The sequence below is a fragment of the Pseudomonas sp. SCPG-7 genome, from assembly GCF_002156405.1.
Lineage (GTDB): Bacteria > Pseudomonadota > Gammaproteobacteria > Pseudomonadales > Pseudomonadaceae > Aquipseudomonas > Aquipseudomonas parakoreensis.
Genome location: NZ_MVOO01000006.1, coordinates 242,131 through 256,693, shown reverse-complemented (window position 1 = coordinate 256,693; position 14,563 = coordinate 242,131). Strand labels below are relative to the sequence as shown.

12 protein-coding genes are annotated in these 14,563 nt (G+C 61.2%); 3 read left to right on the top strand and 9 right to left on the bottom strand.

The annotated features are described in order from the left end of the window. Positions 1-7: 7 nt before the first annotated feature. From lnt to miaB, 5 genes are all read right to left on the bottom strand, one after another. On the bottom strand, positions 8-1,531 hold the full coding sequence (gene lnt / locus B1722_RS14170; protein WP_086793108.1) for an apolipoprotein N-acyltransferase: 1,524 nt from the start codon (positions 1,529-1,531) through the stop codon (positions 8-10). Between the two features lie 276 nt (positions 1,532-1,807). Continuing rightward, positions 1,808-2,647 (bottom strand): HlyC/CorC family transporter, encoded by an 840-nt coding sequence (locus tag B1722_RS14165; RefSeq protein ID WP_003228526.1) that lies wholly within the window; start codon positions 2,645-2,647, stop codon positions 1,808-1,810. A 5-nt stretch (positions 2,648-2,652) separates the two neighbouring features. Then, complete coding sequence (ybeY, locus tag B1722_RS14160) at positions 2,653-3,147, bottom strand: rRNA maturation RNase YbeY (RefSeq protein WP_086793048.1); 495 nt, start codon at positions 3,145-3,147, stop codon at positions 2,653-2,655. Next, on the bottom strand, positions 3,140-4,138 hold the full coding sequence (locus B1722_RS14155) for a PhoH family protein (RefSeq protein ID WP_041065034.1): 999 nt from the start codon (positions 4,136-4,138) through the stop codon (positions 3,140-3,142). Before B1722_RS14155 ends, ybeY begins: the two co-directional genes overlap by 8 nt. Positions 4,139-4,388: 250 nt before the next feature. Next, positions 4,389-5,717: a tRNA (N6-isopentenyl adenosine(37)-C2)-methylthiotransferase MiaB gene (gene miaB / locus B1722_RS14150; protein WP_003228520.1), complete on the bottom strand. Its 1,329-nt coding sequence runs from the start codon at positions 5,715-5,717 to the stop codon at positions 4,389-4,391. Between the two features lie 133 nt (positions 5,718-5,850). Here miaB and B1722_RS14145 point away from each other — a divergent pair, with 133 nt between their 5' ends. Continuing rightward, positions 5,851-6,180, top strand: coding sequence for a DUF1820 family protein (locus B1722_RS14145; RefSeq protein WP_003185742.1), 330 nt, complete (start codon positions 5,851-5,853; stop codon positions 6,178-6,180). A gap of 166 nt (positions 6,181-6,346) precedes the next feature. On the opposite strand, the gene B1722_RS14140 is transcribed toward B1722_RS14145, so the two are convergent. The 4 genes from B1722_RS14140 to B1722_RS14125 form a co-directional block, all read right to left on the bottom strand. Next, the gene (locus B1722_RS14140; protein WP_047296791.1) at positions 6,347-6,901 is read right to left on the bottom strand and encodes a tetratricopeptide repeat protein; all 555 of its coding nucleotides are present in this window, start codon (positions 6,899-6,901) and stop codon (positions 6,347-6,349) included. A 225-nt stretch (positions 6,902-7,126) separates the two neighbouring features. Continuing rightward, positions 7,127-8,410, bottom strand: coding sequence for a glutamate-1-semialdehyde 2,1-aminomutase (hemL, locus tag B1722_RS14135; protein WP_086793045.1), 1,284 nt, complete (start codon positions 8,408-8,410; stop codon positions 7,127-7,129). A gap of 15 nt (positions 8,411-8,425) precedes the next feature. Then, positions 8,426-9,049: a thiamine phosphate synthase gene (thiE, locus tag B1722_RS14130; protein ID WP_086793043.1), complete on the bottom strand. Its 624-nt coding sequence runs from the start codon at positions 9,047-9,049 to the stop codon at positions 8,426-8,428. Between the two features lie 18 nt (positions 9,050-9,067). After that, complete coding sequence (locus B1722_RS14125) at positions 9,068-9,865, bottom strand: hydroxymethylpyrimidine/phosphomethylpyrimidine kinase (RefSeq protein WP_086793042.1); 798 nt, start codon at positions 9,863-9,865, stop codon at positions 9,068-9,070. A 441-nt stretch (positions 9,866-10,306) separates the two neighbouring features. Here B1722_RS14125 and B1722_RS14120 point away from each other — a divergent pair, with 441 nt between their 5' ends. Together B1722_RS14120 and B1722_RS14115 are read left to right on the top strand one after the other, a co-directional pair. Then, positions 10,307-12,661, top strand: coding sequence for a hybrid sensor histidine kinase/response regulator (locus B1722_RS14120; protein WP_086793040.1), 2,355 nt, complete (start codon positions 10,307-10,309; stop codon positions 12,659-12,661). Positions 12,662-12,758: 97 nt separating this feature from the next. Further along, a complete protein-coding gene (locus B1722_RS14115; RefSeq protein ID WP_086793038.1) occupies positions 12,759-14,408 on the top strand; it encodes an acyl-CoA dehydrogenase family protein in 1,650 nt (549 codons plus the stop codon). Positions 14,409-14,563: the final 155 nt, after the last annotated feature.

The window sequence follows — 14,563 nt, the reverse complement described above, 5'->3', positions numbered from 1 at the left end:
CCTGCTTTTAAAGGGTTTTCGACATCCGGCTTGCCATCAGCGCCCAGCCAAACAGCAGCACACAGACGACGATCAGCGGCCACGAGCGCCATTGCAGGTACGGCGTCAGGTTGTGCATCGGCACCACTTCGCCATACAAAATGCCCTGCTCGAACTGCGGGATCTGCTCGGTGATATGACCGAACGGGTTGATCAGTCCGGTCACGCCATTGTTCGTGGCACGGATCATCCAGCGGCCCGCTTCAAGTGCGCGCATCTGCGCCATTTGCAGGTGCTGCAACGGGCCAATCGAGGTGCCGAACCAGGTATCGTTGCTGATCGTCAGCAGCAAGTCGCTGCGTGCCGACAGACCTGCAGCGAACTCCGGGTACACCACTTCGTAGCAGATGAATGGCGCAATCTGATAACCCTTGGCTTGCAGCAGCGGCTGATCCGCCGGACCGCGAGCGAAGTCGGACATCGGCAAGTCAAAGAACGCGATCAAGCCGCGCAGCAGATCCTGCAACGGCACGTATTCGCCGAACGGCACCAATTTCTGCTTGAGGTAGGTACCATCGCCTTCGCCGACCACGGTAATGCCGTTGAAGAAGCGTTTTTCGTGACGAACCGTCTCGCGGATCGGTACGCCGGTGATCAACGCCGATTTACGCTCGGCGGCGAAGTTACCCATCATGTTCAGGTAGCCCTCGGCGGACTCCTTGAGCACCGGCACCGCGGTTTCCGGCCAGATCAGCAGGTCCACCGGTTTGGAGCGGAAACTCAGGTCGCGGTACAGCGCCAGTTGCGCATTGAGCTGCGCCGGGTCCCACTTCATGCTTTGTTCGACGTTGCCCTGAATCGCGGCAACGCTCAGTGCCGGACCGGACGGACTGGTCCAGGCGTGGCCCTTGAGCGCAATGCCCGCCACCCATGGCCCGACCAGCAACACCAGGCCTGCCGCGATAAAGCCCTTGCGACCGGATTGCAACAAACGGGGCGCGTTGTAGATCAGCGCTGCAGTCAGCGCCAGAACGAACGATACCAGCCACATGCCGCCGACCGGCGCGAGCCCGGCCAACGGGCCATCGAGCTGGCTGTAGCCGGAGTAGAGCCACGGGAAACCGGTGAGGAACCAGCCACGAAAGGCTTCCTGGCCGACCCACAGCGCGGCAAACGCCAGTGCATCGGCCAGCGGTGCTTCATTGCGGCGCAACCAGCGCGCCCAGACCCAGGCGGGCAGGGCGAAGAAGAACGCGATCGCTGCGGTGAACAGCAGCATCAGGAACCCGGCCAGCAGCACCGATGCGCCACCGAAATGGTGGATGCTGTAGTAGATCCAGCTGGTGCCGGCACCGAACAGTCCGAAACCGAAGCACCAGCCACGGCCCAGCGCCTGACGCGGTTTCAGCTCACGCAGGCCGGCGTAGAACAGGCCGACCGCGAGCAAAGCCAGCGGCCAGATGTTGAACGGGGCCAGGGCGAGGGTAGTGATTGCACCGGCCGCCACGGCCAGCAGGTTACCGGGCCAGCCGGGGCGGGTTGTCCAGCGCAGGGGGTATGTCATCAGCTATTTCCTGTATCGCGCCGGGTCTGCTGTTACGCAGGGCAAGGCGCGAGGAGTGAAGTTTGGTTTTTCAAATGAACGACGAGCAACGCAGCCCTGCGTAACAGCAGGCCCGGCCCTCCGGGTTACGCCTGAAAGCGGGCCATGCTGCGTTGCAGTCCTTGGAAAGGGAATGCCATTCCCTGCGGACTGCGCCTTGCCTGGCCCGCTTTCAGGCGCAACGCGATACAGGAAATAGCTGATGACATACCCCAATCCTTAGATTTAACGAGCGATTGGCGTCAGTCGCAGCAAATGAATCCGACGGCTGTCGGCGTTCAGGATGCGGAAACGATAGGCGCCGATTTCAGTGATTTCGTTACGTTTTGGCAAGTGCCCGAACGCGCTCATCACCAGACCGCCGACGGTGTCGAACTCGTCGTCGGAGAATTCGCTGTCGAAGAACTCGTTGAAGTTTTCGATCGGCGTCAGGGCCTTGATCAGGAAATCACCGCTGGGCAGCGGCTTGATGTAGCTGTCTTCTTCGACGTCGTGCTCGTCTTCGATGTCGCCGACGATCTGTTCCAGCACGTCTTCGATCGTGACCAGACCAGCCACGCCGCCGTATTCGTCAATGACGATAGCCATGTGGTTGTGATTGGCGCGGAATTCACGCAGTAACACGTTCAGACGCTTGGACTCCGGCACGAAGGTGGCCGGGCGCAGCAGGTCCTTGATGTTGAAGCTGTCGCCGTTCTCCTTGAGGATCAGCGGCAGCAGGTCCTTGGCCAGCAACACACCCATCACGTCGTCGTGGCTTTCGCCAATGACCGGGTAGCGAGAGTGCGCCGAGTCGAGCACGGCCGGAAGGAATTCACGAGGGGTCTGGGTCGCCTTGATGCTGATCATCTGCGAGCGCGGGACCATGATGTCGCGTACTTGCAGGTCAGCCACCTGAATGGCGCCTTCGACAATGGCCAGCGCTTCGCTGTCCAGCAGTTTGTTCTGATGTGCATCACGCAGCAGCTCAAGCAGCTCCTGACGGTTCTTCGGCTCGTGGGCAAAAGCCTGGGTCAGTTTACCCAGCCATGACTTCTGCCCGTTGCTCGATCGATCTTCGCTCATAGCGATTACTCTGAATCCTTTGTTGTAACGATAGGGGATGTTTCGGTTTCGTCGTCCGCGTACGGATCGGGGTAGCCCAGTTCGGCAAGCAACTCGCGTTCCAGTGCTTCCATTTCTTCAGCTTCGTCGTCATCTATATGGTCGTAACCGAGCAGATGCAAGCAGCCGTGAATGACTAGATGTGCCCAATGGGCCTTGAGTTCCTTGCCTTGTTCGGCAGCTTCGCGTTCGACCACCGCCACGCAGATCACCAGATCGCCGAGCAGCGGGATGTCGAGGAATTCGTCCGGGACTTCCGCCGGGAAAGACAGGACGTTGGTCGCGTAATCCTTGTGGCGCCAGGTGTGATTGAGTTTGCGGCCTTCTTCCTCGTCGACCAGGCGAATGGTCATTTCCGAGTCGGCGCTGCGCTGGCGCAGGGCCAGTTCGCACCATTGGCGGAAGTCGGCTTCACTCGGGGCGTTCGCTTCGGTAGCGATTTGCAGATCCAGCTCAAGCATCGCGCGAGGTTTCCCTGGCGGCTTCGGCACGGGTCTCGAAGCGCTCGTAGGCCTCGACGATCCGCTGCACCAACGGATGGCGCACGACGTCTTTGGGCTGGAAGTGGGTGAAGCTGATGCCCGGAACATCCTTGAGCACTTCGATCACATGATGCAGCCCGGACTTGGTGCCGCGCGGCAGGTCGACCTGGGTGATGTCGCCGGTGATGACCGCGGTGGAGCCAAAGCCGATCCGGGTCAGGAACATTTTCATCTGCTCGACGGTGGTGTTCTGGCTTTCGTCGAGAATGATGAAGCTGTTGTTCAGCGTCCGACCGCGCATGTAGGCCAGCGGCGCGACTTCGATCACCTGACGTTCGATCAGCTTGGCCACGTATTCGAAGCCGAGCATCTCGTAGAGCGCGTCATAGAGCGGGCGCAGGTACGGGTCGATCTTCTGCGCCAGGTCACCGGGCAGGAAGCCGAGCTTCTCACCGGCTTCAACCGCCGGACGCACCAGCAGGATGCGGCGGATCTGCTCGCGCTCCAGGGCATCAACGGCGCAAGCCACCGCCAGATAAGTCTTGCCGGTACCGGCCGGACCAATGCCGAAGTTGATGTCGTTGCCGAGGATTTCCTTCACGTAGCGCAACTGATTCAAGCCACGGGGGCGAATCATGCCTTTCTTGGTGCGCAGGGCGACGGAGGCTTCAGCGGGAGCGTGATTGTCCAGTTCGACGACGGCCGATTCCTGGAGGAACAGGTGCACCAGGTCCGGCGACAGCTCGGTACCCTTGGTTTCGCGGTACAGGCGGCGCAGCAGGTTTTCCGCAGACGTGGTGTGCTTGGGTTCGCCGATCAGTTCGAACTGGTTTCCGCGGTTGCGGATCTCGATGGCCAGGCGCTGTTCGATCAAGCGCAGATGCTCGTCGAACTGCCCGCACAGATTGGCGAAGCGGCGAGCCTCAAAGGGCTCGAGGATAAAACGATGTGGTTCTATGGGTGCGTTCAAGGTCGTATTTAGCCGCCCTGGGGCAATTAAGATGAAATCAAGGATAACGCCAGTGGCGTGGGTGCGAAAGCTCTTAAAACGGTCTCACTGGATAACTGTGGCGAGGGAGCTTGCTCCCGCTGGAGTGCGAAGCGCTCCCAAATCCTCCAGCCTCGATCTTTCAAGATGGTCGAGGTGTCTGGTTTGCGGCTGCTTCGCAACCGAGCGGGAGCAAGCTCCCTCGCCACAGAGGCACTCTGACGCCTTGCGTTTACTGGACCAGCGAGCCGCGCAGCGAATGCGGTTGCGCCGCGTCGATGTGCACGTCGGCGAACTGGCCGATCAGGGTCGGATTATCGCAGCGGAAGTTGACGATACGATTATTCTCGGTACGCCCTTGCAGCTCGCCCGGGTCTTTCTTCGAGTAGTCGGTGACCAGAATGCGCTGGATCGAACCGACCATTTGTCGGCTGATCTCGAACCCTTGCTGATTCAAGCGATGCTGCAAGGCGTTCAGGCGTTCTTTCTTCAGCTCTTCCGGGGTGTCATCGGCCAGATCGGCCGCCGGCGTGCCCGGACGCTGGCTGTAGACGAACGAATAGGAGAAGTCGAAGCCGACATCGGCAATCAGCTTCATGGTTTGTTCGAAGTCTTTTTCGGTCTCGCCCGGGAAGCCAACGATGAAATCCGAACTGATGCAGATGCCCGGCACGGCAGCGCGCAGTTTGCGCAGCTTGGACTTGTACTCCAGCGCGGTGTGGTTGCGCTTCATCGCCGCGAGGATCCGGTCGGAACCCGACTGCACCGGCAAGTGCAGGTGTTTGACCAGCTCCGGCACTTCGGCGTGGGCCTGGATCAGGCTGTCGGAGAACTCCAGCGGGTGCGAGGTGGTGTAGCGGATACGGTCGATACCGTCGACGGCGGCGACCACGCGGATCAGCTCGGCCAGATCGGCCAGACGCCCATCGTGGGTCAGGCCGCGATAGCCGTTGACGTTCTGCCCCAACAGGGTCACTTCACGCACGCCGTTTTCGGCGAGGTGGATGATCTCGGCGATCACGTCATCGAACGGCCGGCTGACTTCTTCACCACGGGTGTAAGGCACCACGCAGAACGTGCAGTATTTGCTGCAGCCTTCCATCACCGACACGTAAGCGCTCGGGCCGTCGATGCGCGGCTCGGGCAAATGGTCGAATTTCTCGATTTCCGGGAACGAGACGTCGACCTGCGGCAGCTTGCTGCTGCGTGCGGCGTCGATCATTTCCGGCAGACGGTGCAGGGTTTGCGGGCCGAAGACCACGTCGACATACGGGGCGCGATCACGGATCGCCGCGCCTTCCTGGCTGGCGACGCAACCGCCGACGGCGATCACCATGTCCGGGTTGGCCAGTTTCAGTTCGCGCCAGCGGCCGAGCTGCGAGTACACCCGATCCTGAGCACGTTCGCGGATCGAGCAGGTGTTGAGCAGAATCACGTCGGCGTCTTCGGCACGGGCGGTGACTTCCAGGGCCTGATGTTCGCCCAGCAGATCGACCATGCGCGAGCTGTCGTACTCGTTCATCTGGCAACCGTGGGTTTCGATGTAAAGCTTCTTGGCCATGGATTTTGGTCGTCACGTGATTCAAAGAACCGCGCATTATAGGGAACAAGCCCTCAGGTTCCTACCGCTGCGCGTCCGGTGGCTATGCTATAGTTTGCGCCCTCATTTTTATCCCCGATGTTATCCCCCCGCCATGACCAAACGCGAAGCTCCAATCTATAAGGTGATTTTCCTCAACCAGGGCCAGGTGTTCGAAATGTACGCCAAGCAGATCTATCAAAGTGATCTGTGGGGTTTTCTGGAAGTGGAAGAGTTCGTCTTTGGCGAGCGCACGCAAGTGGTGGTCGATCCGAGCGAAGAGAAGCTCAAGGCGCAGTTCGAAGGCGTGGTGCGCAGCTTTGTGCCGATGCATTCGATCGTGCGCATCGACGAGGTGGAACGTCTGGGCACCCCGAAAATCAGCGAAGCCCGCGGTGCGGTCGGCAATGTGATGCCGTTTCCGATGCCGATGCCTGAGAAGTAAGCCCGGATCTGGATTTGAAATGATTTGTGGCGAGGGGATTTATCCCCGATCGACTGCGAAGCAGTCGCAAGTCCATTCAGCAAGGTATGTCAGAAGGAACTTGATTGCAGGGTTTTGGGGCTGCTACGCAACCCATCGGGGATAAATCCCCTCGCCACAAAAGCTCTTATGGCAATGGCGAAAACGGCGTACGCCCATCGGCGTTCTGCAGTTCCATCAGGTATTTACGGAAAATTTGCCCCAGCACCTGGGTCGCGGTTTCGAGGTCTTCGCGGGACATTTTTTCGGAGACTTCGTCGGCGGTGTCCAGCGCATCTTCGGCGCCGTTGACCGCGGCCATCTTCAGCACGATGTACGCCTGAATGTTGTTGGCCTGCACGCCTTCGCCGTGGAAGAACATGGTGCCGAGCTTGAACTGCGCCTGAGCGTGGCCTTGCAACGAGGCCTTTTCGAAATAGCTCAGGGCTTGATTGAGATCGCGTGGCGCATTCTTGCCGTCGTAGTAGAACTCACCCAACTCGTATTGCGCTTGTGCATCCCCTTCGTCCGCCGCTTTCTGGCAGGCGGCCAGTGCCTGCGTGACGTCTTGCGGCTGGGTATTGAGGGTGCAACGACCCATCGCCGGGATCAACAACGAGTTGCCGCCTGCTTGTGCATGCGCGAGCAGGGGCTGAAGGAGCAACAGGCAGCCCAAGGCAAGGGTGCGGCCGGTGCGGTTCATGGGAATCGACTTACCTCTGAAGGGCACGCGGACCCATCGAGGGATCCAATAAGCGCGCATTATGAAATAAGCAGGGCCAACCTTACAAAGTCTTTACTCGTTTTTCTGCTGCGCGGGGAATATATCGCCCACTTTCTTGCCGATTTTTAGCAGAGGCGTGGGAAAAACGGCTTGGGTGTAGGTAAAAGCTGACGCTGGCGATGGCCAACGTCAGCGGCACGGCGATTACTTCAGTGCGGCGAAGGCGCGCTCGGCAGCGTCCAGAGTGATTTTCAGCTCGGCTTCGCCGTGGGCGATCGAGGTGAAACCGGCTTCGAATGCGCTCGGCGCCAAGTACACGCCGCCTTCCAGCATCAGGTGGAAGAAGCGACCGAACAGCGCAGCGTCGCTGGCCATCACGTCTTCAAAGGTGACGATGTCGTCGGCACCGCTGAAGTACAGGCCGAACATGCCACCCGCTTGCGTGGTGACGAACGGAATGCCCGCCGCATCGGCGCGTTGTTGCAGGCCATCGAGCAGGCGCGTGGTGTAATCGGTCAGCTCGGCGTGGAAACCGGGACGGCTGATCAGGCGCAGGGTGGTCAAACCGGCAGCCATTGCCAGCGGGTTGCCCGACAGGGTCCCGGCCTGATACACCGGGCCCAGCGGCGCAATGCGCTGCATGATTTCGCGCTTGCCGCCGAAGCAGCCGACCGGCATGCCGCCGCCGATGATCTTGCCGAAGGTGGTCAGATCCGGGGTTACGCCGTAGTACGCCTGGGCACCACCGAGGGCAACACGGAAACCGGTCATCACTTCGTCGAAAATCAGCACCACGCCATGCTTGTCGCACAGCGAACGCAGGCCTTCGAGAAAGCCCGGTGCCGGCGGCACGCAGTTCATGTTGCCCGCCACTGGCTCGACGATGATGCAGGCGACATCCTGACCGACTTCGGCGAGCATCTTCTCAACCGCGTCGATGTCGTTGAACGGCAGGGTCAAGGTGTGTTTGGCAAATGCTGCCGGTACACCGGCGGAGCTCGGCACGCCTTGAGTCAGTGCGCCGGAACCGGCCTTGACCAGCAGGCTGTCGGAGTGACCGTGGTAGCAACCTTCGAACTTGATGATGCTGTCACGACCGGTGTAGCCACGGGCCAGACGAATCGCACTCATGGTCGCTTCGGTGCCGGAGCTGACCATGCGCACCATGTCCATCGACGGCACCAGTGAGCAGACCAGATCGGCCATCTCGGTTTCCATCGCGGTCGGCGCACCGTAGGACAGGCCGTGTTGCAGTTGATTGCGCACCGCGTCGAGCACATCCGGGTGACTGTGGCCGAGGATCATCGGCCCCCACGAACCGACGTAATCCACATAACGCTTGTCGTCTTCGTCAGTGACGTAGGCGCCTTCGGCATGCTTGAAGAACAGCGGTGTGCCGCCCACGCTCTTGAACGCGCGAACCGGCGAGTTCACGCCACCGGGTATGTGTTTCTGGGCATTGGCAAACAGGGTTTCAGAACGAGACATGTTCGGGCTCTCAAATCAGATTTTCAGAAGTTCGTTGAAGGCGCGGGCGCGGCGGGTCACTTCGGTGGTGCTCTGGGCACCGAACAAGCCGTGGACCACCGCCAGCAGGTCGACACCGTGGGCCACCAGCGGCGCGGCGTTGTCGAGGGTGATGCCGCCAATCGCGCAGACCGGCAGATGCAGCTTGCGTTTGGCCTCGTCGAGCAGATCGAGGCTGCAGCTTGGCGCGCCGGGTTTGGTGCTGGAATTGAAGAAGCGACCGAAGGCGACATAACTCGCGCCTTCTTTGGCGGCTTGCTCGGCCAGTTCGAGTTGCGCGTGGCAGGTCGACCCGATGATGGCTTTGGAGCCGAGCAAGGCGCGGGTCGGCGACAGCGGGCCGTCGGTCTGTCCCAGGTGCACGCCGACGTTCAGGCGCGCGGCCAGTTCGGCGTCATCGTTGATGATCAACTGCGTCTTGTAGCGTTCGCACAGGTCACGCAGGGCTTCGGCCTCGCGCAGGCGTCGGGCCTCGTCGCTGCTTTTGTCGCGGTATTGCAACAGGGTGACGCCGCCTTCCAGCGCCGCCTCCACGTACGACAGAAACTTGCCCGCCAGCAACTGGCTGTCGGTGATGGCGTACAGGCCACGTAGTTTCATCAGGCAGACCTCACGACGTTACGAGCAAAAATCCAGCGGCAGACGACGCGGCACGAACTGGCCTTTGCCCAGTTGTTCGGCATCGCGCAGGGTGCGCCAGGTGTAATCCAGCGCCGTGCGTACGGCGCTGGCGAGGTGTTCGCCCTGGGCCAGACGACCGGCGATAGCGCTGGCCAGGGTACAACCGGAACCGTGATAACTGCCTGGCAGACGCTGGCAATAGAAGGTGTCACGCAGGCCGTCACGGCCGTACAGGCGATTGTGGATTTCAGTTTCGTCGCCGTGGCCGCCGGTGATCAGCAGGTTTTTGACGAACGGCAGGAGTTTTTCCGCGCATTCGTCCGCGGTGCCTTCGGGCAGTTCAGCGAGGATCCGCGCTTCGGGCAGGTTGGGGGTGGCAATGATCGACAGTGGCAGCAGACGCTCGCGCATCGCGTAACCGACTTCATCCTTGCCCAGTCGTCCGCCGCCGCCGGCACGCAGCACCGGGTCGCAGACCACCGGCAGGTGCGGGTGCGCAGAAAGCAGTTCGACCACAGTGTCGACCATTTCCAGCGAACCGAGCATGCCCAGTTTGACCGCTGCGACTTCGGAGTCGTTGAGCACGGCATTGGCCTGGGCCAGTACCCACTCACGGTCGAGGACGCGGAAGTCAGTGACGTTGACGGTGTCTTGCACGGTCAGGGCGGTGACGGCCGGAGCCGCATGGCAACCCTGCGCAAGCAAGGCTTCGATATCTGCCTGCAAGCCGGCGCCACCACTGGGGTCGTGGCCGGAGAGACAGAGGACAACGGGGCGGGAGCTGTAGATATTCATGGTGCGCGAGCTTACCACCAAACCTGATTTTGGGGTTCAGTCCTGACGGTGTTTGCGAGCAGATTGTCGGACAACACTGCAGCTACCATTGTGGCGAGGGAGCTTGCTCCCGCTGGGTTGCGAAGCAGCCCCCTGCATTTATTCAGCTACAGCGTATTTACAGGTTTTACGACTGCTGCGCAGCCGAGCGGGAGCAAGCTCCCTCGCCACAAAAGCGGATCGCAATGATTGAGTTGACCAACTCAACAGCTCTAGTCCGCAGCTTTGCTCTGAAACGCCCGTTCTAGAGCCTTTGCAGGAAAAATTTCGATGGTGCTCAATGGCCATCAACGGCTATGCTAGTCTGGATCCAAACCAATAACAGGTAATACCGGTTTTACGTCTACTCAAAGGGAATGGGGGGCTTCCTGACACAACCGGACGAGCCACGCTGGGGCTTCAATGCGCTATTTGCTGATGTTGCTGTTCTGCTTGCCCCTCCTCGCAAGCGCCGTCGAGTTCGACGAAAATACCCAGAGCCTCCCGCTGGGCCGCTCCTTGCAGGTGTTCGAAGACCCGAGCGGTCAGGCGAACATCGCCGACGTTCGCGCTCAAGCGGCGGCGGGCAATTTCAAACCCCACGACAAAGCCACGCTCAATGCCGGTTACTCGCGCTCGGCGTTCTGGCTGAAGATCGATCTGCATTACCGTCCGAACAATCCGGCCGCGCAGCGCACCTGGCTGCTGGAGCTGGCGTATCCGCCGCTCGATCACCTCGACCTTTATATGGCCGATGCCAATGGCGACTACCGCCTGATCCGGCAAACCGGCGACGCTTTGCCGTTCGCCAGTCGCGAAATCCGGCAGAACAATTACCTGTTCGACCTGACCTTCGCCCCTGATCAGCAAAAAACCGTGTACCTGCGTCTGGCCAGTGAAGGTTCGATTCAGGCACCAGTGACGTTATGGTCGAGCACGGCTTACCTCGAAGACCAGCCGGTGCGCCTGTATGTGCTGGGGATTATTTATGGTGTGCTGCTGGGGATGCTGGTCTACAACCTGTTCATCTACTTGAGCGTGCGCGACACCAGCTACCTTTATTACATCTTCTACATCGCCTCGTTCGGCCTTTATCAACTGTCGGTGAACGGCGCGGCGGTCGAGTATTTCTGGCCGGACAATCCGTGGTGGGCCAACGCCGCCACGCCGTTCTTCATCGGTTGCGCCGGGCTGTTCGGCAGCCAGTTCGCCCGCAGTTTCCTGCAGACCAGAACCCACAGCCGCTGGCTCGACTATCTGCTGATTGCCCTGATCGCATTCGGCGCGCTGGTGGTCGGGCTGTCGCTGATGACCAGTTACGCATTGTCGCTGCGCCTGGCGACCCTGTTGGCGCTGGTGTTCACCGTGGTGATCTTCGCCGCCGGGATTCTCGCCTGGTGGCGCGGCTTGCGGGTGGCGCGTTATTTCATCATTGCCTGGTCGGCATTCCTGCTCGGCGGCATCGTCAATACGCTGATGGTGCTGGGCCTGCTGCCGAACGTGTTCCTGACCATGTACGCCAGTCAGATCGGTTCGGCGATCGAAGTCGCGCTACTGTCGCTGGCGCTGGCCGACCGCATCAACGCGATGCGCGAGCAACAGGCGCAGACCCTGTTCGACGCCGGGCAGAAACTCGAAGTGCTCAACCAGCAACTGGCACACAGCAACAAGCTCAAGGATGAATTCCTCGCGACCCTGACCCACGAATTGCGCACGCCGATGAACGGCGTGATCGGTTCGCTGGAACTGATGCAGACCGTCGAGCTGGAGCCTGAACTGGAGCAATACCAGCAAACCGCCGCCGGTTCTGCGCGGGACATGATGCGCATGGTCAACGGCATCCTCACCCTCACCGAATTGCAGGCCGGCAAGCTCAAGGCGACGCCGGGCAGCTTCAGCCTGCGCGCGGTGGTCGAGGCCTTGCGCATGCAGTTCGACGGCAACGCGGCGAGCAAGTCGCTGGACTTCAAAGTCGAGGTGCTGCCGACCCTGCCGGATCGCTTGCACGGCGACAGTGCAAAACTGGCGCAGTGCCTGGAGTGCCTGCTGGACAATGCGATCAAGTTCACCCGGGTCGGTGGCCTGGCTCTGCGCGTCACCGGAAAGCCGGCGGCGGAAAACCGCTTGGCGCTGTCGTTTGCGGTGATCGACACCGGCATCGGTTTCACCGATCTGGGCGAGGCGACGCTGTATCAGCGCTTCTTCCAGCTCGACGGCTCGATGACCCGCGAATACGGTGGCCTGGGCGTGGGGCTGGCGATCTGTCGGCAACTGGTGGAACTGCTCGGCGGCAAGCTCACCCATCGTTCCGAACCCGGGCGTGGCAGCCGTTTTCAGCTGGACGTCGAGTTCGAACTGCCGGCGGTCGAAGCGGCGCCGAGCCCGGCCCCGCTGCAGGAGCGGATCCGTGCGCCGCAGGACTGCACGGTATTGCTGGTCGACGACAACAGCGTCAACCAACTGGTGATGCGCGGCATGCTGCTCAAACTGGGGTTCCGCGTACGCACGGCGGACAACGGCGCGGCGGCGCTGGATTATCTGCAGCGCGAGGCCTTCGATGCGGTGCTGATCGATTGCCAGTTGCCCTCCCACGAAGGGGCGTCGCTGTGCTGCCAGATTCATGCGTTGCCCGGCTGCGCCAGTCTGCCGGTGTTCATGCTGGCGCAGGGCACGGATCGCGAGCATTGCGCGCCGGGTACGCGCATCGATTACCTGAACAAACCGGTGAAATTCGAAGACCTGCAGACGGCGCTGGAGCGTCGGGTGCTCAGCGCGTAACAGGGTGAAAGCGCCGACAGTTCGGCGCATATGACACTTTGATCAGTCACGGGCCGGTGCTTAACTGAATCCCTTGGCTGACCAAAGGAGCCCCGTCATGAACCTGCATCAGTTCGCCGAAACCCACGAAGTCACCAACCAGCCGCCATCGCTGGACGGTGCCAACCTGTACCGCATCGACCTGCCATTGCAGGAGTGGTCGCGCCGCTTTGGCGCCGGTTGGGCCGAGTCGCGGATCGATGCCTACGGTGCGCTGGCCGGCGGACCGCTGATGGCAGCCGGGTTCCTCGCCAATCAGAACAAACCGGTGTTCGTCAGCCATGACCGTTACGGCCATCGCATTGATCTGGTGGAGTTTCATCCGGCCTATCATGAGCTGATGCGCACTGCGATCGAACATGGCCTGACCTCGTCACCCTGGACTCATCCGCAGGACGGCGCGCATGTTGCCCGCGCCTCGATGAGCTATCTGCACAGCCAGGCCGAGGCGGGTAGCGGTTGCCCGTTGACCATGACGTTCGCCAGCGTCCCGGCCCTGCGTTTGCAGCCGGATCTGGCCGAACAGTGGCTGCCGAAAATCCTTGCCACCGAGTACGACCCGCGCAATGTCGGTATGGCGCACAAGGCCGGCGTGACCATCGGTATGGCGATGACCGAGAAACAGGGCGGCACCGACGTGCGGGCCAATACCACCAAGGCTTACCCGGTGGGTGCCAGTGGCCCGGGCCAGGCCTATGAACTGGTCGGGCACAAGTGGTTCTGCTCGGCGCCGATGTGCGATGCGTTCCTGACGCTGGCGCAGACCGACAAGGGCCTGACCTGCTTCCTGCTGCCGCGCCATCGCCCCGACGACACGCGCAATCAGTTCTACATCCAGCGCCTGAAAAACAAACTCGGCAACCAGTCCAACGCCTCCAGTGAAGTGGAGTTTCGCGGCGCGCTGGCATGGATGGTCGGCGAGGAGGGGCGCGGCGTACCAACCATCATCGAGATGGTGGCGATGACCCGTTTCGATTGCATGGTCGGCTCCAGCTCGCTGATGCGTCAGGCGCTGACTCAGGCCAGCCATCACTGCGCGCACCGTTCGGTCGGCGGCAAACTGCTCAGCGAGCAACCGTTGATGCAGAACGTGTTGGCCGATCTGGCGCTGGAAAGCGAGGCCGCACTGGCGCTGAGCCTGCGCATGGGCAAGGCGCTGGATCATCTGGATGACCGCCACGAAGCACAATTCGCCCGGCTGGTGACGGCGGTGGGCAAGTACTGGATCTGCAAACGCGCCCCCGCAATGATCAACGAAGCCGCCGAGTGCATGGGTGGTGCCGGGTATGTCGAGGAGAGCATCCTGCCACGGCTGTATCGCGAAGCGCCGGTCAACTCGACGTGGGAAGGCTCGGGGAATGTGCAGTGCCTCGACGTGTTGCGCGCACTGTCGAAAGAGCCGGGTGTGCTCGATGTGCTGTTCAGCGAGTTGGGTGACGGGCACGGCGACAAGCGCCTGGCCGCGCATATTCAGCAGTTGCAGGCGCAGTTCAAGGACACCAGCGATATTCAATACCGCGCGCGGCAACTGACTGAAGATATAGCGCTGGGGTTGCAAGCCAAGTTGTTGCTGGAGGCGGGGAATGCGGCGGTCAGTGATGCGTTTATTGCCAGTCGGCTGAACGGTGGCGGCCGGGTCTATGGCGCATTGCCGCGGGGCCTGGACATCGAAGCCATCGTCACCCGCTCAACCCCGCAGGGTTTCTGACCCCGGTCCCTCGAACACTGCAAAACCCTGTGGGAGCTGGCTTGCCAGCGATGGCGACCTGCCAGTCAACATTGATATCGAATGTGCCGGCCTCATCGCTGGCAAGCCAGCTCCCACTGGGATTCGCGTTGTTTGAAAGATTTGGGTACAGCCAC